The following is a 24738-nucleotide window of genomic DNA, read 5'->3' on the forward strand; positions in this document are numbered from 1 at the left end:
CATGACCGTTATACCTAGTAATAAGGATATCTATTGATTATGGAATCAAATGCAAATCATTCCTTAACATTCATTTTAAGATACTGAAACTTTATATGCTATATCAGGAGGAACCAGGATGTCGTCGTCAATGCGGGTGCATTATTTTATCTTAATTGCAGTTATTATTGTGGCTGGATTGTGTCAAGGGCTGCTGTTACCGATTTTGTCCATCTCTTTGGAACAGATGGGTGTTTCTTCTTCCCTGAACGGAATGAATGCCGCTGCTTTGTATATTGGTTCATTTGCTATGACGCTGGTGGCTGAACGGACATTGGGATGGTTGGGCTTCAAAAAGCTGATGGCCGGAGGACTTGTGCTTGTGCTCTTTACGCTACTACTGTTCCCGCTAATTCCAGATATCCGAGTGTGGTTCGTATTGCGACTGCTGGTCGGAATCGGGGACAGTGCATTGCATTATTCTGCTCAGTTGTGGATACTGCTAGTGACTCCGGCAGAAAATCGTGGGCGTAACATTTCTTTTTACGGCATGTCCTACGGGTTGGGGTTTGCACTGGGTCCGCTTGGATTGTGGTTGCTTGATTATGGAATGCTGGTTCCGTTTGCAGCGCTGGCTTTGTTGTGCTTGCTCGTTCTGTTGCTGGTGCTCATGAAGCTGCCGGATTCCAGACCGGAAAAGCTGGATACAGAGGCGCGCCCAGCACAAAGATTTCGGCGCAGCTATAGCTGGGCATGGTACGCGCTGCTGCCTGCATTTTTGTACGGTTATATGGAAGCCAGCCTGAACAGCAACTTTCCAGTATATGGCCTGCGCATTGGCTTTCATACGGATGAGATTGCCGCGCTACTCCCCTTTGTCAGCTTGGGCGGATTAGTTCTCCAACTGCCGCTAGGTATATGGAGTGATCGTTGGGGCCGTAAAAAGGTGCTTATAAGCGTAGGCATAGCGGGTGGATTGATCTTTATGTTGATGCCGTGGAGCGGCAACCATTTTATGCTGACACTGGCATTGTTGGCGGTGGCAGGTGGTTTGGTCGGCTCCTTTTTCTCCTTGGGGCTGGCTTATGCGGCCGATCTGCTGCCCAAATCATTATTGGCCGCCGCTAATGTGCTGGCATCCTTTCATTTTAATCTGGGAAGTGTGATCGGACCTAACATTAGCGGGGCGCTGCTGGACTATGGAACCCAAGGCAGCATGTTTCTGGTTCTCGGGGGCAGCTATGTCGTTTTCGGGTTGTTGGGATTGTTCTTCCGAAAAAGAATATCGACGGCATAAAACTACGGTTTGCATGGTATTTGTTTCACATTTACTATAAACTATAGACAGTATTGATGGCGGACAAAGGGGAATCACAAAGATGATTAGAATACAGAAGCTGACCAAGCAAGTGGGGCCTGAACGGACCCCATTACTTCGGGGGATTGATGCTGAAATTCACCCGGGCGAACTGATTGCCGTAGTGGGACCGAGCGGAAGCGGCAAAACGACGCTGCTGCGCTGCCTTGCTTTGCAGGAGCCATGGGATGAAGGCAGTCTGATAGTGGACGGCCAGGATGTGCTGAAATCCGGATGGACGAACAAAATGAAAATAAAGCGGGAATGGGCATATCTGGAGCAAAATCCGCATTTAAATATGAATCGGACCGCTCTCAAAAATGTGCTGATCGGCAGATCGGGTCAGACTCCATTATGGAGAATGGTGACCGGGATGGTGCGTTCTGACGATTATATGGGAGCAATGGACGTATTGGAGGATCTGGGTCTGCTGGATAAGGCGCATGACAAATGCGACAAGCTTAGCGGCGGTGAGCGGCAACGGGTAGCGACTGCGCGTGCGCTCGTTCATGGGGCCAAGGTCATTTTGGCTGATGAGCCTGTAAATGGACTTGAACCGACTTCAGCAGCTCATGTGATGGATACCTTCCGCAAGCTTTGCTCTGACGAACGGGTGACGGTAATCACCGTGCTGCCGTTGGAGATGGCTGAACGTTTTGCTTCCCGTATATGGGGATTGAACGACGGCGAACTCGTATTTGATATTCAGGGCAGACGACTGACACAGGTGGAAAAGAACAAATTGTGAAGGGGACGGCAAGAGAAGTGAAAATGATGTGGTTGAGAATGTTAAGCGGTTGCTGCGCATCACTGCTTCTTGTTGGATTTTTAAGCGGTTGTAATGTCATTAGTGATCCAATTTCGCTGATGCAGGCACCAATGATGTCTGACGAGAAACAGCAGCTGAATGGTGCAGTGGTTACTCAGCTTGGAATGGTACAGCCTCTGCGACCCAATGACCCTGATGACCCGACGCCCATTCGGACGGGGGATCTGAACAATGATGGTACGGACGAAGCCGTGCTTTTTTACGAAACGCCAGATGAAAGTGTAAAAATACACGGGGCCTTGTTCGAGGATCAGAACGGAACGTGGGTAAAGAAGCTGACGTTTGACGGGGAAGGTACAGTGCTGGAATCGTTCAAGCTGGTCGACGTAACGAATGATGGCACGCTCGATATTGTAGCGGGCTTTTCCAGCGGGGATAGCAGTGATGGTGGCGATCAGAAGGGACTCATCGTGTATTCCTATACCGGAGGAACTTTGGAGAAAATATATGCTACAGGTTATACGGACTTCGTCGTAGACGATTTTAATCATAACAAGATGGACCTAAACGGGGACAACTTGAATGACTTAACGATTATCCTGCTGCGTCGTAATGAATTTTTTACTGTAAAAACATTCCAATTCAGCGGAGGAACCTTTAAGGAAATCGGGTCGCTGGATTTGGACAGTCAGGCACTTAGTATCTACAATGTGGTCGCTGGCAAGGTAGCCGAGGGTAGGCAGGGGATCATTATAGATACCAAGATTGCTCAGACGACTACAGTGTCCAATGTCATTGTGATGGACCACGGCAAGCTCAAAAAGCTTGATCTCATGGATGTGACCTTTAAGGATGCTACCATCACTAGCGGTGATGTAGATGGTGATGGCATTCTGGAATTTGGCAATTTGGAGAAGCCGAAGGGCTGGTCCAACAGGCCACTGGATGAGGTTCCTTATTTTGTTTCGTTCTATCAGTGGGATGGGGCCAAGGGAACGATTTTCAAGCAGCAGCAGTATCGTGATTCCAATGACCAGGTCTATTTCAGGCTGCCAAAGGAACTACATGGCAAAGTGACCATTGATCCGAAAACATCAAAGAAGGACAGCTATTTGCGGTTTATTTTGGACAATACCGACAAAACGATTGCAGAAATTAAATATTTCTCATTGTCGCAATGGGAGCGAAACAATGAAGGATATAGCCAGCTATGGCGAACCAATGCACAGGTGATTGGCATCAAGCGATCCAGTGAGCTGGAACCACGTAAAACCATTAAAAACAAGTTGGGGGAAAGGCAGGTAGAATAGAGTGAGTAAAGTTTTAATCATGGAAGACGAGGAATCCATTCGCAGCTTTATCGTCATAAACTTGAAACGAAACGGTTTCGAGGTGTTGGAGGCAGCGGATGGGCATGAGGCTCTTAATATTTTGAACACGGTGCGGGATATTGATATCGCGTTGCTCGACGTAATGGTGCCCGGTATGGACGGTTTCGAGGTTTGTCGAAGAATTCGGGAAACGAATGAGCGAATTGGTATTATCTTTCTCACGGCGAAGGTACAGGAGCAGGATAAGGTGTATGCCTTGTCTGTAGGGGCTGATGATCATGTGAGCAAGCCCTTCAGCCCGACGGAGCTCATTGCCCGCATTCAGTCTCTGCTGCGTAGGGTGAATGTACACCGCGAGACGGCGGCTAAAGTATCCTTCCAGTCTGGTCCGTTTACGCTGGATCTCATTGCCAAGCAATTTAAGAAAAACGGGCAGTTGATTGAGCTGACGCCAACTGAGTTTTCCCTGATTCAATTTTTTCTGGAAAAAGAAAATACACCGCTCAGTCGGGATGTTTTGCTTGACCACGTGTGGGGCAAGGAATATATGGGCGATCCCAAAATCGTGGATGTGAACATCCGGCGGTTGCGGCAAAAAATTGAAAACAATCCTTCTGAACCCGCCTTTTTGCAAACGGTATGGGGGCATGGGTATAAATGGAAAGGTCAGGCTCAATGATCAAAAAAGGGATTGGCAGACAGATTGTGCTTCACTATTTTTTTGTGGTGTTCTTGGCGCTTCTGTTGGTAGAAGTCATTTTCATGATTGTAATCCGTGCATACTATTACGACACGATTTATAAGCATGTGGAAAGTCGTATCCAATCGGTAAGTGAGTTTGCACCCAAATTCAAGGAGCCGGGACAGTCCTTGCAGTCGTATTTGCTTAATACGTTTTCATTAGGGGATACGGAACTGCAATTGCTCGATGAGAAGGGGAATGTAATAGATAATTCCACGAACTTTGCGGCAGAAACAAGTGTACAAACCAGCGATGTGACGCAAGCATTAGCGGGGGATACGGGGAGCTGGATTGGGAAGCAACCTGGTACGGGTCAGCAAGTTATGGCGGTATCCAAAAAACTGGATAATATCGTAGGAGATCAGGTGTATATTGTTCGGTATACGACCTCGCTGGAAAAGGTCAACGACAAGCTATTTACCATTACGATCTTCTCCGTGGGCATCATGGTAGCTGTACTGGTTATTGTATTCGTGGTCAGTACAGGACTCGCTAATTCCATCGTTAGGCCGATTAACAATATCCGTGATGTATCAGCTCAGATGGCGCAAGGGCGATTTGATGCACGAATTAAAGGAGATTATCGCTTTGAGTTGGGTGAGCTGGCTTCGACACTAAACTACATGGCCCAGGAAATTGCTAGAACGAATCAAATCAAGGATGATTTTATCTCGTCCATTTCCCATGAGCTGCGTACGCCGCTAACTTCTATTAAGGGATGGAGTGAAACGCTAAATTCCGGCGGCTATGATCCTGAGGAGACGAAGATCGGGATGCAGATTATTTCCAAGGAGACGGATCGGCTGATCGGTTTGGTCGAGGAGATTCTTGATTTTTCCAAGCTGGAACAAGACGCAATGAAGCTTGTCATGGGAACGGTTGATCTGCGCGAGCTTTTGCAGGAGATTATGCTGAACGTATGGGCCAAAGCGGAAATGAAGCAAATTAAACTCCAGTTGGACTCGGAGGAAACGGCATACCTGGTTCATGGAGACGGCAACCGTCTGAAACAGGTGTTTTTAAACATTGCAGACAATGCCATTAAGTTCTCGCATGAAAGCTCTATTATTTTTCTGTCTCTGCAACGGATCGGAGACAACATCGAGGTGTCTGTGCAAGACACAGGAATCGGGATTAGCGCGGAGAATCTTGCCAGAGTAAGAGAACGATTTTTCCAGGTAGACCATCAGAATGGTGGTACGGGATTGGGATTGGCAATCTCGCAGCAGTTTGTGGAGCGCCATCAAGGGCAAATGCTTATCAAGAGTGAATTGGGAGCAGGCACCACCATTACAGTTTCATTGCCTGCTTTGCAAGATGAGCAGCCCGTAGAGCCACCACAACTTATTTAAGGTTAGTTATGTAACCGAAAGTTAGTTTTAAATAGATGTAAACTAGAAAAACAGCCAGTCCTCATTATATTGAAGGGCTGGCTGTTTGACATATTTCGTACCATTATGAAGTAAAACCTTCAGCACGCAGGTGTGTGTTGCGCTCATAAGCTTCTTTCAACATACGGGCTGTTTGTGGGCGTACCGCCATTTTACCGAATACCGTTTCATTCGGCCCGATAACCATAATTTCACTCGGGTTACCCCTGATGACTGCACCGTCACGAATCACAGCACCTTCACCGATAATCGCGTGCTCAATATGAACATTACGACCGATACGGGTGTTAGGCATAACGATACTTTCCTTAATAGCCGAGCCTTTACCTATCTCGACACCGCTAAATACGACGGAACGTTCAATTTGACCTTCTACTTGGCAAGAATCATGCAGGAGGCTGTCTAATGGCTCCGTTTTGCGGTTAGATAGCATATGTGCGCTCAACCTTGTACGGCGTTCACGTGTATACATAGGCCAGTCTGTCCGTTGCAGGTCAATAGCGCAATCCTCTTGCAACAGATCCATATGTGAATCCCACAGGCTTTTAACGGTGCCTACGTCCTTCCAGTAGCCTTGAAATTCGTAAACATACAAGGATTCTTGATCCGACAGCATTTTAGGAATGATGTCTTTACCGAAATCATGGCTGGATTGCTCATCCTTGGCGTCCTCCACCAAATATTTTTTCAAATAATCCCACTTAAACAGGTAAATCCCCATAGAGGCCAGATTACTTTCAGGTTTCTCCGGCTTTTCAGCAAATTCGGTGACACGCAGCTCCTCATCGGCACTCATGACACCAAAGCGGTGCGCTTCATCCCAAGGTACTTCCATAACGGAAATCGTAGCCGCAGCAACTTTTTCCTTATGATAGTTCAGCATTTCACGATAGTTCATATAGTAAATATGATCACCGGATAAAATAAGCACGTGTTCCGGGTTTTGACTGTCTATATATTCGATATTTTTATGAATAGCGTCTGCCGTTCCCAAATATTCAGCGTTGTCTGTATTATAAGATGGAAGTAAGGTAATTCCCTTGTCGTTCGTTTTGGTAAGACCCCAAGGAGTTCCATCTCCAATATGCTCGTGCAAGGATTCCGCCTCATATTGCGTCAGCACACCTACAGTATCGATATCTGAATTAACACAGTTGCTGAGAGGAAAATCGATAATTCGGTAATGACCGCCAAAGGGTACGGCGGGTTTTGCAATCGTTGAAGTAAGGGGAGCAAGACGGCGTCCCTCTCCGCCTGCCAGCAGCATGGCAATGCATTCTTTATTAAACATTTCGTTTCCCTCCCGGTTTAGTTGTCTGGTGTAGTACATACATAAACGGTATGGGGTGCTCTTGAAACCATCAGGTGTGTAAGATCCCCCAAAAATCAAGGTTTATTTTTTTCATAGTCATTTTTCTGTTCATTGTGGCTAGAATGGGGTAATAACCCGAGTCAGCTTTGACCGGAAAGCAAATGTATTTCCGAATCATACATTTTGTTCTAAACAAACACATAAAGGTGGTGACGTGATGACAGACCAAACTCTCCCGCAACAGGCTGTATCGCCGGAAGACATTTATTTGTTTCACGAAGGAACACTTTATCAAAGCTACCGATCTTTGGGTTCCCGCCTTACTGTGGAGAACGGAGAACAGGGCGTCCGTTTTACGGTCTGGGCTCCTCATGCTCTCCATGTCGGGCTTGCTACAGATCGTAACAACTGGAATGGGGAACAGGATTCCTTATATAGAGTTCCCGAATCTGGCTTTTGGAGTCGTTTTTTTTCGGGTATATCCCAAGGAACTTTTTACAAATATGATATTACGGGTGCAAACGGTGAACGTTTTCTAAAAGCAGACCCTTATGCAGTATGCGCAGAATTAAGACCAGCAACGGCTTCCGTGGTCGCTTCACTGGAGGGCTACATTTGGAATGACGCGGCTTGGCGGCGTAAACGAAGAGAGCCTTATGGAAAGCCCCTTCATATATATGAGCTGCATTTGGGCACCTGGAAACAAAAAGAAGACGGTACGTTTTATACATACAAGGAAATGGCTGAGCTTCTTGTGCCCTATGTAACGGAAATGGGTTACACGCATATTGAGCTTATGCCACTCAGTGAGCATCCGTATGATCTTTCCTGGGGATACCAGCTCACCGGATATTTTGCACTGACAAGCCGTTATGGGGAACCGCATGATTTTATGTATTTGGTGGATCGTTGTCATCAGGCGGGCATTGGGGTGCTTATGGATTGGGTTCCGGCTCATTTTGCCAAGGATGCTCATGGTTTGAGACTGTTTGATGGATCGCCGCTGTTCGAATATGCGGACTCGCTGATTGCAGAAAAGCCTGGTTGGGGGACGCTGACGTTCGATTACAGCAAGCCTGAGGTGCGTTCTTTCCTGATATCCAATGCGCTGTTCTGGATGGATGTGTACCACATTGACGGCCTGCGCGTAGATGCTGTGACGAGTATGCTGCGGCTGGATTTTGAAAAGCAGGACGGTCAATATCGTTTTAATTCCAAGGGAGGCATTGAAAATGAGGAGGCTATTGCCTTCCTCCAACAACTGAATGAAACAGTATTCCGCTATTATCCGTATGCGCTGATGATGGCAGAGGAGTCCAGTGCCTGGCCGATGGTGACCTCCCCGGTAAGCGATGGAGGACTCGGTTTTAATTACAAATGGAATATGGGCTGGATGAACGATACGCTTGATTATATCGAAACGGACTTCGATCAAAGGCCTGAGCGCCATAATTTGCTGACGTTCCCCATAGCCTATGCATACAGCGAGAATTTTACACTGCCGTTGTCGCACGATGAGGTCGTTCATGGTAAAAAGTCGCTGCTTGATAAAATGCCGGGTAGCTATGAGCAAAAATTTGCCGGACTTCGAGCGCTTCTTGGTTACCAAATCACCTCACCGGGCAAAAAGCTGTTATTTATGGGAGGGGAATTCGGCCAATTTATTGAATGGAAGGATGAGGAGCAGCTTGACTGGTTTTTGCTGGATTATGACAGTCACCGTTCGCTGCACGCTTTTACGAAAGCGCTGAATCATTTGTATATACAGGAAAAAGCATTATGGGAGCTGGATCATTCGTGGGATGGTTATCAGTGGATTGAGGCGGAGGACCGTGGGCAGAGCGTAATTACGTATTTACGTAAAGGGAAAAGGCCAGGAGATACACTGGTCGTGCTTATTAACTTTCAGCCCGTGTCAAGAGAGAACTACCGAATTGGTCTGGAAAAGGCCGGGAGCTATATCGAACTGCTGAACAGTGATCATTCAGACTTTGGCGGTAGTGGCCAGTTGAACACCGAAGTGTTGCGCACAGCCAAGGTTCCTTGCCACGGACAACTCCACAGCTTGGAGCTGACCATTCCGCCGCTGAGCGTCGTTATACTGAAGAAAGCGCCCCGAAGGGCTAAAAAAGCAGATTAATCCATGTTAGAGCTGGTTTAAAATAGGGTTGAGGTCATAAGGAGGAAGCACATATGAACATTTTATTTGCGGCAGCAGAAGCACATCCATTTATTAAAACAGGCGGGTTGGCTGATGTCATTGGTGCACTGCCAAAGGCACTTCGTCAGGCGGGATGCGATGTCCGGATCATCTTGCCTAAATATGCGGGAATTCCCGATACTTATAAGGAGTCTCTGCGTCCGGTAACAGTCAAGCATGTCGCCGTAGGCTGGCGTGATCAGTATTGTGGAGTAGAGGAACTGACGTTGGACGGGATCAAGGTTTATTTTATAGATAATGAATATTACTTCGGTCGTGACGGAATTTACGGCTATATGGATGATGGCGAGCGCTTTTCCTTTTTCAATCGGGCGATTTTGGAAGTACTGCCTAATTTGAATTTTCAGCCTGATATTTTGCATTGTCATGACTGGCATACGGCGATGGTGCCGTTACTACTAAATGCCAATTACCGTCATTTGCCCTTTTACAGTGATATTCGCACAGTGTTTACGATACATAACCTGCTGTATCAGGGGGACTTTCCATATGAGGTCTTAACGGAACTACTGAATCTTGACGGTAGCTATTTTACCCCTGAGGGTGTGGAGTATCATGGCAGACTGAACTTTATGAAGGGGGGGCTGACCTACTCGGATCATGTCACAACTGTAAGTCCTACCTACGCTGAGGAGATTCAGACGGAATTTTACGGATATGGGCTGGAAGGGCTGCTGCGTAAGCTGGGAGAGCAGGGACGTTTGTCGGGTATTGTGAACGGAATTGATACCAAAAGCTACAATCCTGCTACGGACAATCGTATTTATACGAAGTACCGCACCAGTTTGGCGAAGAAAAAGGAAAACAAAATCGGCCTGCAAAAGGAGCTAGGTCTGCCGATACGACCGGATGTGCCTTTGATTGCGATGGTAACCCGACTTGTGGATATGAAGGGACTGAACCTGGTAACCAGAGTGCTTGATGAGATTATGTATTATGATGATATTCAGTTTGTTGTGCTGGGCACGGGAGATCCGGCCTTTGAGCACTGGTTCCGGGAAGCCGCTGAACGTTATCCCCTAAAAATGTCGGCGCAGCTCGCTTTCAGTGAACCTTTATCCCGTAAAATTTATGCTGCAAGCGATATGTACCTTATGCCGTCGAGGTTTGAGCCTTGCGGGATCAGCCAGCTGCTGGCGCTTCGCTATGGGAGCATCCCGATTGTGCGGGAAACGGGCGGTCTGAACGATACCGTACATGCTTACAACGAATCTACAGGCGAAGGGAACGGCTTTAGCTTCAAAAATTACAATGCGCATGATATGCTGCATACAATTCGTCGTGCGGTTGATTTTTATCGCCAGCCTGAGCATTGGTCCAAGCTTACGCACACTGCTTTTGCAGGAGAGTACAGCTGGGATATGTCGGCGGGAGCGTATCTGGATATTTATCGTTCACTGACAGGGGACGAATGAACTGAGTCGCTGGGCAGGAGTGTCTGAACAAGGCAGAATTGACATAGTACAATGGAAAAAGGGCATCCCGCAAAAGCCAATAGTGGCTGAGGAATGCCCTTTTTTGCTGTGATCAGTCGCCTCCACCACCACAGCTGCTTCCGCATGAGGAGCTACTGCTGCACGAGGAATGGCTGCCGCCGGAATCACCTGAATCGTGGTGAGTTGAGCCTCCATCATGGGAGCTATCGTGGGAAGAATGATGGTGCGAGTGGTGCGTATCCCAATTCGAGCAGCCACTTGCTGAACTACAGCCTGATGAGCTTGCTAATGCGGCACTTCCTGTAGCATCAGGATGCATGTGCAAGGCAAACTGAAGGGGGTGATACCAGGAATACCATACGACGGCCAGCAGCAGATAATCTATTTGCAAATAGTTGACCTTCGGTAGCCGCTTGCCATCTGGACTGAACATGGGCACCCGGTTCATAATCGCACATAGCATAAAATATCGTTTTAGCTCATTCCAGCGCCAATCATATTCCTGCTCCGTCAGATGAGGGTGAGCTTCCATCACACGCCGCCTAACACTATGAGCGTAGGAGGCTGGAATGGACTGCTCCAGAAGCTGCATGAGTTCTATAATCTCCTTATGACGTCCCTGCGCAAGGGAAGAAGGGGACGGGGAATGAAGAAAAAATGCATTACGGCGGCGTGTTCTTCGACTCCCTCGGTTCTTTCGGTATAATGCGCGGAATAAAAACCAAAAAATGACGATGTCGACCACAATAAACCACGCCCAAAAGCTGCTCATATGATCCATAATGACTGCTCCTTTCTGGAAAGAAGGCGAAATTTAAAAAATTTTAACGTTCGCTTTTCAGCAGAGCGAATTCATCCTTAATCTGTGCCAGCAGTTCAGGATTCGTGATTACATCGCAGGCGGTCCAAGCCAAGGTTCTGGCGGCTAATAACATTCCTTCCAGCGCCCGGTCCTGCATCGCCAAATCGCGGAATTCAGGTGTATGCAAGGCGTGCTTCTCGTCAATAACTTGAATGTAAGGATGAATGGCAGGACAGTGCAGCGACACATTTCCAAGATCCATAGAGCCATGATCTTCGCCTTCCGTGATGTTCTCCTGCGCAATGCCCGCCAGCACCAGGTTTGCGGTAAAGGCATCGGAGAGCGCACGGTTAGTCACCATTTCATCATAAGAAGTCTCATAATTCGAGGTTTTCAGACGACACCCGGCTTGTAAGGCCGCTCCTTCGGCAATTTGAATGACGCGGCGAGTCAATGAATTCAGTTCATGCCGTGTAGCAGCCCTTACATAAAATTGGGCAGAGGCATAATCAGGAATGATGTTCGCTGCCTGTCCTCCTTGATTAATAATGCCGTGAATACGTACCGTACTCTTCACTTGCTGGCGGAACGCATTAATGCCGTTGAACGTTTGAATTACCGCGTCCAGCGCATTAATGCCTTCGTGGGGACTGGCCGCCGCGTGAGCGGATTGCCCAAAGAATTCGAATTGTACGGCATCAATCGCCAGCGATTTTCCTGATTTTTCATAATGGTCATAAGGATGTGTCATGAGCGCTATATCGCAATCATCAAACAACCCGGTAGCCGCCATGGGAACCTTGGCACCGCGTGTTTCCTCGGCAGGCGTGCCGTATACCCGTACTTCTCCACCGATCTCGTCAATGACCGATTTGAGGCCGACAGCAGCTCCTGTACTCATCATACAGATCAAATGATGTCCGCATGCGTGTCCCAGGCCTTTCAGTGCGTCATACTCTGCCAGAAAAGCGATGACCGGCCCGGGTTTAGCAGCTTTATAAGTCGCAATAAAAGCTGTTTCTATACCCAAAACAGGGGCCTGAACTTCAAATCCGTGAAAAGCCAATTCCTCTTTTAAACGGGCAGAGGCCAAAAACTCTTCATTTCCCAGCTCCGGGTTTGCGCCAATATATAAAGAAATGTCCTTGAAACGTTCTGCATGCTGCTCAATGGTGCGTTGGATCGTATTTTTGTTATTCATGGAAAAACTCCTTTGTAAAAGCTGTAATGTAGGTATTACGTCAGGTATGCTGAAATTGTGCTATAACATTCATTGCATAATCATGCATATTCATTTATAATGACACAATCTTATTTATTATAAAGAATTTAAGGAGAGAAAAAAAGATTGAAAAAGGCATATCGTTTTACCGCCCTGATTTTAACGGCGGTTATCTTGCTGTTGGCTGGTCTTCCGATGCTTACTGCATACGGGACGGAAGCGAAGACACAGCCAAAACTTGTACTCGGCATGAGTGCCGATTTTCCGCCGTATGAGTTTCATAAAGTAATTAACGGTAAGGATACCATTGTTGGCTTTGATGTTGATATCGCCAATGAAATTGCCAAGGATCTGGGTGCAGAGCTGGTCATTGAGGATATGAGCTTTGACTCGTTGTTGCCTGCCTTGCAAAGTGGTCGTGTAGATCTGGTTCTTTCGGGCATGACCCCGACGGATGAGCGCAGAAAGAGCATTGATTTTTCGGATGTATATTACCACTCCAAGCAAGTCATTATGGTACGCCCGGAGGATAAGGACAAATATCCGACGATGGCTGCTTTGAAAGGCGAGAAGATCGGCGCACAAAAGGGCAGTATTCAGGAAGAGATTGCTCAAAAAGTGCCCAATGCCTCTGTAACTTCGCTGGATAAAATCTCTGATCTGGTGCTCCAGCTTCGGACACAGCGTATTAACGCTGTCGTGATTGAAGATACAGTTGCAAAAGGATACACGTTGGACGGTACTGTAACTCTCGCCAAGGCGGTGCCTGAGGAAGAGGGAGCAGAGACAGCTGTAGGTATTCGCAAGGGGAATACAGAACTACTGGCATCTGTAAATAAAACGTTGGCTCGTCTGAAAGCAGACGGATCTATTGAAAAATTTTCCACGGAAGCGAGTGCGCTCTCTGCGGATCGACAGGTTTCATCCCATAACATTGTAGATATTTTTTGGAATTATCGCAGTTTTTACGTCACGGGTATCGGCTATACGTTGTTGTTGTCCGCACTCGGGGTACTGTTCGGCTTTATCATTGGTCTGATCATATCTCTGCTGCGGATGAGTGGTGTACGTATTATTGAGTGGTTGGGTACGGCGTATGTAGAGGTACTGCGTGGTACACCTATGCTGGTACAGCTTATGATCATCCATTATGGGGTTGCTTTGACGCTGGGTGTCAATTTTACGCCACTTCAGTCCGGTATTATTACGTTATCTCTGAATAGCTCGGCTTATCTGGCTGAAATTTTCCGTGCAGGTATTCAGGCAGTGGACCGTGGTCAGATGGAAGCAGCCCGTTCACTCGGTATGGGGCGAGGCAAAGCTATGCGTCACGTCATTTTACCGCAAGCGTTCAAGTCTGTACTGCCTGCTATCGGCAATGAGTTTATTACGATTATTAAAGAATCCTCCATCATTTCTACCATCGGTATGGTGGATATTATGTATCAGGCCCAAGTCATTAAGAACATCACCTACGAAGGATTAAGTCCGTTCGTCATCGCGGCAGCTATTTATTTTGTAATGACATTCAGCTTGTCGAAGCTGTTGGGTTTATGGGAAAGGAAGTTGAGAGCCAGTGATCACCGTTAAACAACTGCGTAAATCGTTCGGCAAAAATGAAATTTTAAAAGGCATTGATATAGATATTGCCAAAGGCGAGGTTGTTGTCGTCATTGGCCCGAGTGGTTCGGGGAAAAGTACATTTTTGCGTTGTATGAATCTGCTGGAGCAGCCGACCAACGGGGAGATTCTGTTTGAGGGCGAGCCGATTACAGCCCGTGGTCATAACATTAATGCGACTCGTGAGAAAATGGGGATGGTGTTCCAGCATTTCAATCTGTTCCCGCACAAAACGGTGCTGCAAAATCTGACACTTGCGCCAACTCAGGTTAGAGGCCAGTCAGTGAAGGAAGCGGAGAAAATTGCGCTGGAGCTGCTGCGCACCGTTGGACTTGAAGACAAAAAGGACACCTATCCAAATCAGCTATCCGGCGGACAGAAGCAGCGGATTGCGATTGCACGCGCCTTGGCGATGCAGCCGCATGTGATGCTCTTCGACGAGCCGACTTCCGCTTTGGACCCTGAAATGGTCGGGGAGGTGCTGGACGTGATGAAGAGGCTGGCTGAGGGTGGCATGACGATGGTCATCGTGACACATGAAATGGGCTTTGCTCGCGAGGTAGGAGACCGCATTATCTTTATGGATAACGGTCAAATTGTGGAGCAAGGTACACCGGAGCAGGTTTTTGGTACTCCAAGCCATGATCGTACTCGGGATTTTCTTGCCAAGGTTTTGTAAGAAATGAGCTTCTAAAAGCTATGAAGTAAGCCCTCCGCCGTGGAAGTTTAACGGGAGGGCTTTTTCTTTTTTGTCATCCTCTGTTCAGATTTTTGTTACTTTTTTGATTTTCAGATGACAAAATTGTAATAGATATAGTATGATGTTCAAGGTTCCCAACATTTTCATGCAGATAAGGTTACAAAATTGTGATATTATGCAGTGAGCCAAAACTTACCGGGGCAGCAGACAGCTACGACAGACGCTGAATGCGTGGCCCAAAACCATGGGAAGTGCGGGGGACGTAACAACGGCAGTAACTTCTGATCCGTCTTCATACGAATGGGTAGAAGGTGTGCCTAGGGGTGAATTGCACAAGCATAGGGCTTCTCCTAAGTCCGAATCCGACAGCTAACTTCGCAGGCATAACAGAGGAGGTACATATCTTTTGAAACATCTGAAACGTATTGGAAAAACAATGAAATTTGCGGTGCTGGCAACAGCCATTGCAGGATTGGCGCAGACAGCCGGGGTAGCCGACGCCGCTTCGCTTCATACCGCCAAGGAAGGTGATACCTTCTTTTTACTTGCTCAACGTTACGGGGTATCTGTAGAAGATCTGCAAAAAGAGAACCCGGATGTTGCTGCCAGCAATATATATGCAGGAGTGCAAATTAAGGTGCCGGACGATAACAAGGTAAAGGCTGCTTCGGATTCGAAACCTCAGCTTCTTTCCGAGAAAGCGCCAGCAGGTGACGGTCAACAGGTTGAAGCATGGGGCAAAACATTTAAATACAGCAAAGTAGTTGATGTGAAGGCCACGGCGTATTCCGCAGCCGCCAGTGAAAATGGAAAATGGGGAGCGGTGGATTATTTTGGAAATCCGCTTAAGCTCGGTACGATTGCGGTAGACCCAAACGTAATTCCGTTGGGTACGAAAGTGTTGGTTACAGGCTATTCCCACCCGGGGCTGCCGGATCAATCTTTTGTAGCGGTAGCACGCGATAAGGGCAGCGCCATTACGGGTAAACGGATTGATATTTTCATTCCAGGCAGCCCATCTTTTGTGAGTGACTTTGGTTTTCAGAATGTGAAGCTGTACGTCATTGATAAATAGTCTGTATAAGCAAATGAATTGATTGAACATAATATATGTTATGTAAACTATAATCAAATAACTTAATCGCGGATTCTGGTTCATAAATGGGTCTTGTCGATTAAAAAAGGGCTGTCTTGACGAGCAGAATGCATCTGCTGGTAAGACAGCCCTTTTACTGTTATTTCCGCTCCGAGGTGTGAAGTAGCCGGGGAACCGTGACAAATTTGTAGCCCTTGGCTTTCAACGATTGAATGAGACCCGGCAGGGATTGAACAGTGCCTTTCAGGTTGGAACTTTGACCTCCACCTGCGTGCATTAAAATGATGGAACCTGGTCCGGTAGCCGGGATCACATTACGCTGAATTTGCGTTTTACTGAGTCCCTTCCAATCGAGGGAGTCAACGTTCCAATTTACAATCATGTAGCCGTGACGACGCGCCCACTGGAGCTGAGGCTCCGTAATTTCACCATAGGGCGGGCGAATCAGCTTGGGTCGAAAGCCGACAGTGGCCTCCAAAATATGTTCTGTTTTCTTAATCTGGTTGCGAAAGCGTTCCGGTGAAGCCTTCCTAAAATCCGGATGGGTATAGGAATGGTTGCCTAAGGCATGGCCTTCACGTACGATACGGCGAATCATGCCCGGGTGTTTTTCCGCACGGTGACCGACGATAAAGAAGGTGGCTTTGATACCATTCGCGTGCAAAATGTCCAGAACCTGCGGCGTATACCGGGAATCGGGCACGTCATCAAAAGTTAGGGCAATTTGCTGAGTATGCGGGCCGCACATTTTAAAAATATCCGCATGCTTTTTTCGAAGCATGGCTAATGTGGGAGTGGCTCGTTCTCTGCTCTTATGTGCTGAAGAAACAACAGCCGCTTCCTTGGGATGAGTCGTTTCGGCACCGGGAGGCGCATCCGCGTGAACGGGAAAACTCGAAAATGCTAGTAACAGTGCCATGATTGGCAATATTCCCCTGTACGGCATATGTATCCCCCTTTCCGTGCAGTGGTTCCTTCGGTTGCTTTCATTTATTATGTACCTGACATGGTGGAATTATGCCGCTGAACGGGTTAGACTATTGAGAGGTTGAGTGGAAATGCCCTGTGAAACGGATGTAAGTGCAGATCACGAAGCTAAACGCATATATTCTATTAAACCTGACCGAAAACAGCAGCATTTTCGCAGCTTTTAGCCTTTTAATGGATTCGGTATCCAGTGATAGCTGGTGTATAATGGGATTGCAATTCATATTGTAGAGACATGGAATTAAAGGAAGGATGGATCAAAGTGACCGACTTGTTTACTCCTTATCAATTAAAGGGACTCTCTTTAAAAAACCGGATTGTAATGCCCCCAATGTGCCAATATAGCGTGGAGGCCAAAGATGGAAATCCCAATGATTGGCATCATGTCCATTACGTTAGCCGGGCAGTAGGTGGCACCGGGCTGATTATTGTGGAAATGACAGCGGTCCACCCGGATGGACGCATTACAGATCATGATCTGGGCATTTGGAGTGACGAGCATATTCCTGCATACCGTAAAATAGTGGAGGAAGTCCACAAGTACGGTGCCAAAATCGGAATTCAATTAGGTCATGCCGGACGCAAGGCTGAAGATGCTGATTTGCCTGTCGCACCGTCCTCGATTGCTTTTAGCGAACGTTTTAAGGAGCCACACGCTTTGACGACAGCCGAAGCCAGGGAACTGGTCCAAGCTTATAAGGAAGGCGCGCGCCGCGCGGTGGAAGCCGGTTTTGATACAGTAGAAATTCATGGCGCTCACGGTTATCTAATTCATCAATTTCATTCCCCTTTAACGAACACAAGAGAAGATGAGTATGGACAGGATTTATCGCTGTTCGGTGTTGAAGTGATTCAGGCTGTTAAAGAGGTGCTTCCGTCTGATATGCCTGTGTTGATGCGGATATCCGCCAAAGAGTACGTTGAAAACGGATATAATGTGGAATACATAGCAGGCATAGGGGAACGATATCGTGATGCAGGTGTGGATATTTTTCACATCTCCTCTGGTGGCGAGGGGCCGATTGGTTCCAATGGCGGTCCATCTGCGCGTGCGGGATATCAGGTGGATTTGGCACGTGATATACGTGAAAAGCTGAATGTACCTGTAATCGCTGTTGGTCTACTGGACGATTATGAGGATGCCCGGCGGGTGATTCAGCAAAAAGAAGCTGATCTGGTAGCGATAGGACGCGCCATGCTGCGCGATCCGTATTGGGCGCTGCATGCGTCGCGGGAGCTAAAAGTACAGGCGGATATACCGGAGCCTTACTTGCGCGGTTTTTAGAATGCACTTTATTTTTTGAAACTCAATTTGCAAAGCTTGCGTAAACATGTGTACAGAGCTTAAAATTTAAGCATTCAACTCTAGGAGGAACTTCACATGTCCATTTTCAAACGTTTAAGAGATCTTACCATGTCCAATATCAACTCCATTATTGACAAAGCCGAAGATCCAGTTAAAATGACGGATCAATACATTCGTGATATGCAAGAGGATCTGGAAGATGCGGAGAAAGCGGTAGCCGCTCAGATTGCCATTGAGAAGAGATTCAAACAGCAATACGAAGAGCAGGCTGCTTTGGTAAAAAAACGTGAAGAGCAGGCCCATACAGCAGCAAAAGCGCAAAATGTGGATCTGGCTCGCCGCGCGTTGGAAGAAAAGAAATCTGCTGAGCAAAAAATGACCGAGTTCAAGGCTGGCTACGAGCAGAACAAAGCGGCAGCCGACAACCTGCGCGGTAAGCTGGATGAAATGCGCAGACAGCTGACAGAAATGAAGAACAAGCGTGAAACGCTGGTTGCCCGTTATAATGCAGCTAAAGCACAAACGGAAATTAACAAAGCAATGAACGGATTTAGCTCTGATACGGCAACTGCCGGGCTGAAACGCATGGAAGAAAAAATGCTGCAAGCAGAGGCGCGTGCTGAAGCAAGCAACGAAATGTCCTCTAAGGAAAAATCGCTGGATGAGGAATTCAAGGAGCTTGATAAGAAAAGTGCCGTGGACGATGAGCTTGCCGCTTTGTTGAAGCAATACGACAATAAATAAGGTTATAAGCATTGCCGCCTGTGTGGCTGCTATGGAAGCGAAGGAGAACCGTCTTCTCCTTCGCTTTTCCCTGCCTGGAGGCGTAAATCAACATATATGAAGGTCAAGAAGATGTGGAGGATGGTATGAAATGCATTTTTTAGAAACGATGAAAGCGATGCTTGTATGGACTGGCGCGGGTGCCGTTTTGTTGTTCGTATTGATGTACATTGATTCTTTATTTACGAAGTATAAGGACTTTGCAGAAGTGAAAGCCGGTAATATGGCCGTAACAGTCCGGTTAATTATGAAGCTGTTTGCACAGGGGTATATTTTGTCAAGTTCCATTGCTACAGCTAACAATTTGCTGGAGGCGCTTGTGTATTCTGTGATCGCCTTTGTCATTCTGTTTGTTTTGGAAATTGTCGTACGTCTGTTGCTTCGGTACTGGGCACAGCTTGATCTGGATAAAGGCACGCAGGAAGGCAAAATTGGCTTTGGTCTGTTTTCAGGTACGCTGCATCTGGTCGGCGCTTTGATCATTGCGGCATGTTTTTAGGCTAAAGAAAAGCAGGGGGAATCATCATGGGTGTGTGGAAACGAATTTCGAATCTGTTTGCCAAGCCGGAGCCGCCGCAAGCGGAAAAAAGCATGCTTCATTTAAATCCCGGCGATATTTGTGAAGTGTCCCTTGTCACATATGAAGTGGTAGGCCGAGTACATAATCGCGCTCGGAATGCTGTTGTTCTGACAATTCAGGATGGTAATCAGGTCAGCTACCTTCATATTGAGGAACGGGAAACGCTGCAATTTGGATTGTACCAGGCCATCGACGGCAGACTGGACAATCCGGAGGAAGTGCCAACGATTCTGGAGCTGGATGATACAACGTATCATTTGGAAGAGCAGTATTTTGGGAATGTTACGGTTATGGGTCGTGCTCCTTTTCGACAGGGTGGAGAGCAGCATGTTTGGCAGTATCAGTCGGATAATTATCATCTGCTGCGTGTAGAGTGGCAGGACGGCCGCTTTATGCTTTATGAAGGAGAAGAAGTAATTACCGGAGACGTCAAGGTTATTCGGGCAAGCTAGGAGAGGGTGACACATGGGCAAACGCACCTGGCAGTATGCATTAAAGGTCATTGTGGCGCTGAGCTTGTTCGTATCCGTGTTAAGCGGTTGCGGTGCGCCAAATGTGAAAGATACGTACCCGCTGGAATCAGTCAGTGGCAGCGGTAACTCCACCTCGTACGTGTACCGGGCCGCAGGCAAAACGGTTCCGGAAGTGGCGGAGGAACTGAAAGAACAGCGTGAGCCGGAACAAATATCGCCGCAGAGCAATGAACGGATGTTTCTGGTTTACAGCGATGAATGGTATCATTTGCAGCAAGATCCAGCCAAGAAGGAAGACACATTAATTGAAATCGACAGTAAAAGGTATGTCGAGCAAAATTACAGTTCCAGTTTTCTAAAAGGATACTTAACAGCAACCGTACTGGATGCTCTGTTTGATTCATTGCGCGGATCAGGCTCTTACCGGGGGTATTCAAGCAGAGATGTATATCGTCCTTCTCAGGGCCAGTACCGTGCACCTACGGTGCAGGAGAAGAAAGTGATCCCACCGATTACGGTGGAGCGGAAAGGTTCCGTTACTCGCAGAGGTAAGGGGTCTGATTCCAGTGTCGGGTCCAGCGGAAGTCTGTTCGACAGAGGCTCCAGTAGCAGTTCGCCGAGTAGAGGCTCGATTTCACGTGACCGGGGCAGCAGTGGTTCCAGCATTTTTGATTCGCCGCGCAAATCTTATAGTAAGCCTAAGACACGCAGCGGTTCAGGTAAAATCAGCCGACGAAGTCGACGATGATGGGGTTAAGTGTGTATTGACGAGCAAACTTTTAAAATAGAATCTGCCAAAACAGTCCGGGAATGAGATCCCGGGCTGTTTTTTTGTGGATAGAGACTTGCCGCTACCCAATCAATGTGGCCCGGATTTGCCAGAAAACGGTTTTAGCGTTATAACAGAAAGAGGACATTTTCATAAAGAACGGAGTGAAGATATGAATCAGGCACAATTAAATTCAGACAAATTTCAGCGCAAAGCGGTTCAAGTGGAAGAAGCGCAAAGCAAAATAGCTACTCATGTCAAACAGGGTGAACGGGAGGATGTAGGACTGGAGCAGGCGCATGGACGTTATTTGGCGATAGATTTGACCGCACCACACCCATACCCCAGCTTCCGTCGTTCAGGCATGGATGGATACGCGATCCTTGGTTCGGACACTGAAGTCTGTTCGTCCGGTCAGGAGATTTGGCTACGTGTGATTGATGAAATTCCTTGCGGCACCGTATCGGACAAGCGGGTGGAGACTGGATTGGCGGCGCGCATCATGACAGGAGCACAATTGCCTGATGGGGCAGACACGGTTGTTATGCTGGAAGCGACACAGCTACGCGAGGAAGACGGACTGATATATGTCGGCTTAAAGAAACGCATGGAAATCGGTAAAAATGTGACGCCGATCGGCCATGAGATTCAGGAAGGTCAGCTTTTACTTAGTAAAGGAACCTGTCTGGGGGCAGGACACATCTCGGTGCTGGCAACCTTTGGTGTACATCGGGTACCCGTCTACAGGAAGCCACGGGTGGCCGTTTTTTCCACAGGTTCGGAATTACTTGCTGTAGATGAGCCGTTGCAGCCGGGAAAAATTCGGAACAGTAATACATATATGCTGGCTTCACAAATCAGGGAGGCAGGGGGGGAGCCGTTCATCCTGCAAGCTATTCATGACGATTTGACTCTCGCTCGTGCTTCTGTACGTGAAGCGATAGCTGCCTACGATATCGTCGTTACGAGTGGTGGAGTATCGGTGGGGGATTTTGATATTATGGGCGATCTGGTACGACAGGAGGATGTGGATATGCTGTTCAACAAGGTCACAATGCGTCCGGGCAGTGTGACTACATCCGCGGTGATTGACGGCAAGCTACTATTTGCGCTTTCTGGCAATCCCGGTGCGTGCTTTGTAGGCTGTGAGTTGTTTGTGCGACCCACCATCCAAATGATGCTGTCTTCAGAGCAGCCGTATTTGCAAACTTGGACGGCTCGGTTGGGAGCAGATTATACGAAGGTGAACAATTTTACCCGTTTTGTACGTAGCTCCTTGGAAATACGCAACGGGCAGGTATATGCAATTCCTGCGCGAGTAGATGAATCCAGCGTCATGGTGACGATTAAGGACACTGACTGTCTGATCGTGGTTCCTCCAACAACTGAAGGCTTGCGTGCAGGGGAAGAGGTGCGTGTACTGGTGCTTCAAGGCGGTAAGGTGACGTGAATACGACGAATCCGTATGTATGTCAGGTCGTCGGATTCAAAAATACGGGTAAAACGACCTTCCTCGGAGGGCTGATTCGTTATTTGCGGGAGTCTGGGCTACGCGTAGCTGTGATCAAGCATGATGGACATGAGTTTGAGATGGATCATGAGGGAACAGATACGTACAAGCACCGACAAGCGGGAGCCGAAGGCGTAGCCATTGTTTCAGGTGGAAGAACAGCCATTTTAGAGGAGTATAGTCGGCCTGTCACCGGACTGATCCGGCATTTTCAGGCATACGACTGTGTGCTGTTGGAGGGTTTCAAGCAGGAGAATTATCCGAAGCTGGTCATGGTGCGGGAACAATCGGATGCCCAGCTTACCACAGAGCTGACAAATGTACAGGGAGTAGCGGTTTGGGAGGATCAAACGCTTTGGGCACAGAGCCATTTTTCGGATAAAATGATGCAGATATTTTCCGCCGATACCAACGGCCCGGCAGGCCGCTGGTTACTTGGACAGATTCAGAAGCAGAGAGAAGGAGTCTAGGATGAGCAGGGCTGAGACATTAATCGGCCGAGTCGGCCTGAGTATCCACCCGCCGTTCAATCGCCTGGGACATGGTCTTGTCGGTCAGATGGGCATAGACTTCTGTCGTTTCCGTTGAAGCGTGACCGAGCTGTTCCTTCGTTTTGTAAATATCGTTTTGCAGATAGTAGTCGGTGGCAAAGGAATGACGGAGCTTGTGAACGGTCAGGTAAGGCTTGCCGAACCGTTTGGCATACTTGATAATCATCGCCTGAATCGCTCTTTTGGTCATCCGTTTGCCTTCCGTACTGCCGTTGGGACGTGCGACGAAAAGTGCCTTTTCCTTTTTGGGTGCGCGATAACGGATATGCCGCAGGGATAAATAGAGTGCCAGATCATCTTTGGACTGCTCGCGGAAATATACTGGCGTTTTAAAGGTCTCGTCGTTGTTGCCTTTACGGTACACATATAGTAATTTATTGTTTACATCCAGGTCGTCCAGATTCAGATTGACGATTTCAGATACGCGCAGGCCCGAGTTTAGAATCAGACTGGCGATGCAGGCGTCCCGTTCCTTGTTCAGCTCATAGGAGTACAGTGCCTGCTTGTTATCGGCCAAATCTTGTCCATAGCCTTCATAAATATAGCCGATAAATTCAAGCAGCTCTTCCTCTTCCAGTATTTTTCCTTTGAGCTTGGCGGCCGTGTCCTTGGGTTTATGTATACGCTTGATTTCGACCTTGGCCATAATGTTGCGTTTGAGCAAAGGATAAAAGTTTTCATCCTCAGCAATCTGGCTCAAATAATGAAAGAGGGAACGCAGGGATGAAAGCTTACGTGAAATCGTAATTCGGGAATTGGAGCCTTCACGCTTCGTGGATAGAAACAAACGATAGCCTGTAATACTATCCATATGGAGCGTCTCCAATTCTTCCAGCGTAACTTGGGCGTTCGTCTCTCCGGCAGACAAGCCCTCCGAGCGAAGCCATGTAAAAAAAGCTTCATAATCCCGCACATATTCCAGCAATGTGGAAGGGGACAGGTCGGGTAGCTTGTAATCCATAAATTGCTGCACGTACCATGGTAATCCCGGCATTTTTTCATCCAGTTTGCGCCGGTCGATGATCTTTTGTATATTCATTGGATTCCACCTCGTCCGGTCATAATATATGTATTTTAGCATATTTTGAACAGCATCGGATGGAATGTAAGATGGGATGCAAATCGAAGTAAAGAACGAACTGATCCGTCAAGAGAGGTGAAAGTATGGGGTATGATATCCAGTCCGAATTGAAGCTGTCCATAAAAAGTGTGCCGGAGTTGCAGAAGGGCATTATTGTGCAGCTCATGCAATTTTATTTATATGATTTTACAGCCTATCTTCGAATTGATGTTACTGAAAACGGGACATTCCCGGCTTACCCGGACTTGTATCAATACTGGACAAGCGGTGAACAGAAGCTGCCTTTTCTAATTTGGAGGCAGGACGTTCCCGTAGGTTTCGCATTGGTTGACCGAATGTCCAGCAATCGGGAGGCTGACTATTACATGGCTGAGTTCTTTGTGCTACGTCCTTATCGGCATAATGGAGTCGGCACTTGGGCGGCTCATGAGCTGTTTGGACGTTTTAGCGGGCGTTGGAAGGTAACGCAGATGAGCACGAACAGGCCAGCGCAGTCCTTTTGGCGTAAGGTGATTGGCAGTTATACGAATGGGGATTACAGGGAGCAGATTCATCCGGTAAGAGGGAATATAAGTCAGTTTTTCAATACCTGAAAAATTCAAAATTGTTGTTAGCAACAAAAGTGAGTCGGAGAGAGCATCCTGTCGGCTCTTTTTTGCGTTGTCAATTTAATTCTTCTATCCATCCATAGATCATTCCAATTAGAACTTGCATTGACAC

The 24738-nt window shown here is 47.5% G+C and carries 23 protein-coding genes and 1 riboswitch; of the genes, 18 read left to right on the plus strand and 5 right to left on the minus strand.

The annotated features are described in order from the left end of the window. Window positions 1-118 precede the first annotated feature (118 nt). The 5 genes from HPL003_RS19745 (at window position 119) to HPL003_RS19765 (ending at window position 5530) form a co-directional block, all read left to right on the plus strand. Window positions 119-1276 (plus strand): MFS transporter, encoded by a 1158-nt coding sequence (locus tag HPL003_RS19745; protein ID WP_043922455.1) that lies wholly within the window; start codon window positions 119-121, stop codon window positions 1274-1276. An 82-nt stretch (window positions 1277-1358) separates the two neighbouring features. Next, a complete protein-coding gene (locus HPL003_RS19750; protein ID WP_014281509.1) occupies window positions 1359-2084 on the plus strand; it encodes a phosphonate ABC transporter ATP-binding protein in 726 nt (241 codons plus the stop codon). Continuing rightward, a complete protein-coding gene (locus tag HPL003_RS19755) occupies window positions 2081-3415 on the plus strand; it encodes a hypothetical protein (RefSeq protein ID WP_014281510.1) in 1335 nt (444 codons plus the stop codon). Before HPL003_RS19750 ends, HPL003_RS19755 begins: the two co-directional genes overlap by 4 nt. Window position 3416: 1 nt before the next feature. Beyond that, window positions 3417-4115 (plus strand): response regulator transcription factor, encoded by a 699-nt coding sequence (locus HPL003_RS19760; protein ID WP_014281511.1) that lies wholly within the window; start codon window positions 3417-3419, stop codon window positions 4113-4115. Continuing rightward, complete coding sequence (locus tag HPL003_RS19765; protein ID WP_014281512.1) at window positions 4112-5530, plus strand: HAMP domain-containing sensor histidine kinase; 1419 nt, start codon at window positions 4112-4114, stop codon at window positions 5528-5530. Before HPL003_RS19760 ends, HPL003_RS19765 begins: the two co-directional genes overlap by 4 nt. 103 nt (window positions 5531-5633) lie before the next feature. On the opposite strand, the gene HPL003_RS19770 is transcribed toward HPL003_RS19765, so the two are convergent. Further along, window positions 5634-6860, minus strand: a complete 1227-nt coding sequence (locus HPL003_RS19770; RefSeq protein WP_014281513.1) for a glucose-1-phosphate adenylyltransferase — start codon at window positions 6858-6860, stop codon at window positions 5634-5636. A gap of 238 nt (window positions 6861-7098) precedes the next feature. On the opposite strand from HPL003_RS19770, the gene glgB reads away from it, so the two are divergent. Next, window positions 7099-9021, plus strand: a complete 1923-nt coding sequence (glgB, locus tag HPL003_RS19775; protein ID WP_014281514.1) for a 1,4-alpha-glucan branching protein GlgB — start codon at window positions 7099-7101, stop codon at window positions 9019-9021. A gap of 53 nt (window positions 9022-9074) precedes the next feature. Next, window positions 9075-10517, plus strand: a complete 1443-nt coding sequence (gene glgA, locus HPL003_RS19780) for a glycogen synthase GlgA (RefSeq protein ID WP_014281515.1) — start codon at window positions 9075-9077, stop codon at window positions 10515-10517. 112 nt (window positions 10518-10629) lie between these two features. On the opposite strand, the gene HPL003_RS19785 is transcribed toward glgA, so the two are convergent. Next, entirely contained in the window at window positions 10630-11319 is a 690-nt protein-coding gene (locus tag HPL003_RS19785) for a hypothetical protein (RefSeq protein WP_014281516.1), read from the minus strand. Between the two features lie 43 nt (window positions 11320-11362). Beyond that, complete coding sequence (locus HPL003_RS19790; RefSeq protein WP_014281517.1) at window positions 11363-12541, minus strand: M20 family metallopeptidase; 1179 nt, start codon at window positions 12539-12541, stop codon at window positions 11363-11365. A 147-nt stretch (window positions 12542-12688) separates the two neighbouring features. Here HPL003_RS19790 and HPL003_RS19795 point away from each other — a divergent pair, with 147 nt between their 5' ends. The 3 genes from HPL003_RS19795 to HPL003_RS19805 all read left to right on the plus strand — a co-directional run bounded on the left by HPL003_RS19795 (window position 12689) and on the right by HPL003_RS19805 (window position 15957). Further along, a complete protein-coding gene (locus HPL003_RS19795) occupies window positions 12689-14152 on the plus strand; it encodes an ABC transporter substrate-binding protein/permease (RefSeq protein ID WP_014281518.1) in 1464 nt (487 codons plus the stop codon). Continuing rightward, on the plus strand, window positions 14139-14861 hold the full coding sequence (locus HPL003_RS19800) for an amino acid ABC transporter ATP-binding protein (RefSeq protein ID WP_014281519.1): 723 nt from the start codon (window positions 14139-14141) through the stop codon (window positions 14859-14861). Before HPL003_RS19795 ends, HPL003_RS19800 begins: the two co-directional genes overlap by 14 nt. Window positions 14862-15105: 244 nt before the next feature. Then, window positions 15106-15281, plus strand: a riboswitch (cyclic di-AMP (ydaO/yuaA leader). Between the two features lie 7 nt (window positions 15282-15288). Continuing rightward, the gene (locus HPL003_RS19805; RefSeq protein WP_014281520.1) at window positions 15289-15957 is read left to right on the plus strand and encodes a 3D domain-containing protein; all 669 of its coding nucleotides are present in this window, start codon (window positions 15289-15291) and stop codon (window positions 15955-15957) included. 160 nt (window positions 15958-16117) lie between these two features. Here the strand turns inward: HPL003_RS19805 and HPL003_RS19810 are convergent, their stop codons facing one another. Continuing rightward, window positions 16118-16924 carry a polysaccharide deacetylase family protein gene (locus HPL003_RS19810; protein WP_043922456.1) on the minus strand — a complete coding sequence of 269 codons (807 nt, stop codon included), beginning with the start codon at window positions 16922-16924 and terminating at the stop codon, window positions 16118-16120. A gap of 303 nt (window positions 16925-17227) precedes the next feature. Between HPL003_RS19810 and HPL003_RS19815 the strand changes: the two genes are divergently transcribed. The 7 genes from HPL003_RS19815 (at window position 17228) to mobB (ending at window position 22856) form a co-directional block, all read left to right on the plus strand. Then, window positions 17228-18250 (plus strand): NADH:flavin oxidoreductase/NADH oxidase, encoded by a 1023-nt coding sequence (locus HPL003_RS19815; protein WP_014281522.1) that lies wholly within the window; start codon window positions 17228-17230, stop codon window positions 18248-18250. Between the two features lie 96 nt (window positions 18251-18346). Then, window positions 18347-19015, plus strand: a complete 669-nt coding sequence (locus tag HPL003_RS19820; RefSeq protein WP_014281523.1) for a PspA/IM30 family protein — start codon at window positions 18347-18349, stop codon at window positions 19013-19015. A gap of 130 nt (window positions 19016-19145) precedes the next feature. Continuing rightward, the gene (locus HPL003_RS19825; RefSeq protein WP_014281524.1) at window positions 19146-19553 is read left to right on the plus strand and encodes a DUF350 domain-containing protein; all 408 of its coding nucleotides are present in this window, start codon (window positions 19146-19148) and stop codon (window positions 19551-19553) included. 26 nt (window positions 19554-19579) lie between these two features. Next, complete coding sequence (locus HPL003_RS19830) at window positions 19580-20086, plus strand: DUF4178 domain-containing protein (RefSeq protein ID WP_014281525.1); 507 nt, start codon at window positions 19580-19582, stop codon at window positions 20084-20086. A gap of 13 nt (window positions 20087-20099) precedes the next feature. After that, the gene (locus HPL003_RS19835) at window positions 20100-20855 is read left to right on the plus strand and encodes a DUF4247 domain-containing protein (RefSeq protein WP_014281526.1); all 756 of its coding nucleotides are present in this window, start codon (window positions 20100-20102) and stop codon (window positions 20853-20855) included. Window positions 20856-21048: 193 nt separating this feature from the next. Beyond that, on the plus strand, window positions 21049-22326 hold the full coding sequence (locus tag HPL003_RS19840; protein ID WP_014281527.1) for a molybdopterin molybdotransferase MoeA: 1278 nt from the start codon (window positions 21049-21051) through the stop codon (window positions 22324-22326). Continuing rightward, the gene (gene mobB, locus HPL003_RS19845; protein ID WP_014281528.1) at window positions 22323-22856 is read left to right on the plus strand and encodes a molybdopterin-guanine dinucleotide biosynthesis protein B; all 534 of its coding nucleotides are present in this window, start codon (window positions 22323-22325) and stop codon (window positions 22854-22856) included. Before HPL003_RS19840 ends, mobB begins: the two co-directional genes overlap by 4 nt. A 19-nt stretch (window positions 22857-22875) precedes the next feature. Here the strand turns inward: mobB and xerS are convergent, their stop codons facing one another. Beyond that, complete coding sequence (xerS, locus tag HPL003_RS19850) at window positions 22876-23976, minus strand: tyrosine recombinase XerS (RefSeq protein WP_014281529.1); 1101 nt, start codon at window positions 23974-23976, stop codon at window positions 22876-22878. A gap of 125 nt (window positions 23977-24101) precedes the next feature. Between xerS and HPL003_RS19855 the strand changes: the two genes are divergently transcribed. Beyond that, window positions 24102-24611, plus strand: a complete 510-nt coding sequence (locus HPL003_RS19855; protein ID WP_014281530.1) for a GNAT family N-acetyltransferase — start codon at window positions 24102-24104, stop codon at window positions 24609-24611. Window positions 24612-24738 lie beyond the last annotated feature (127 nt).

This window comes from Paenibacillus terrae HPL-003 (genome assembly GCF_000235585.1).
In the GTDB taxonomy this organism is placed as follows: Bacteria; Bacillota; Bacilli; order Paenibacillales; family Paenibacillaceae; genus Paenibacillus; species Paenibacillus terrae_B.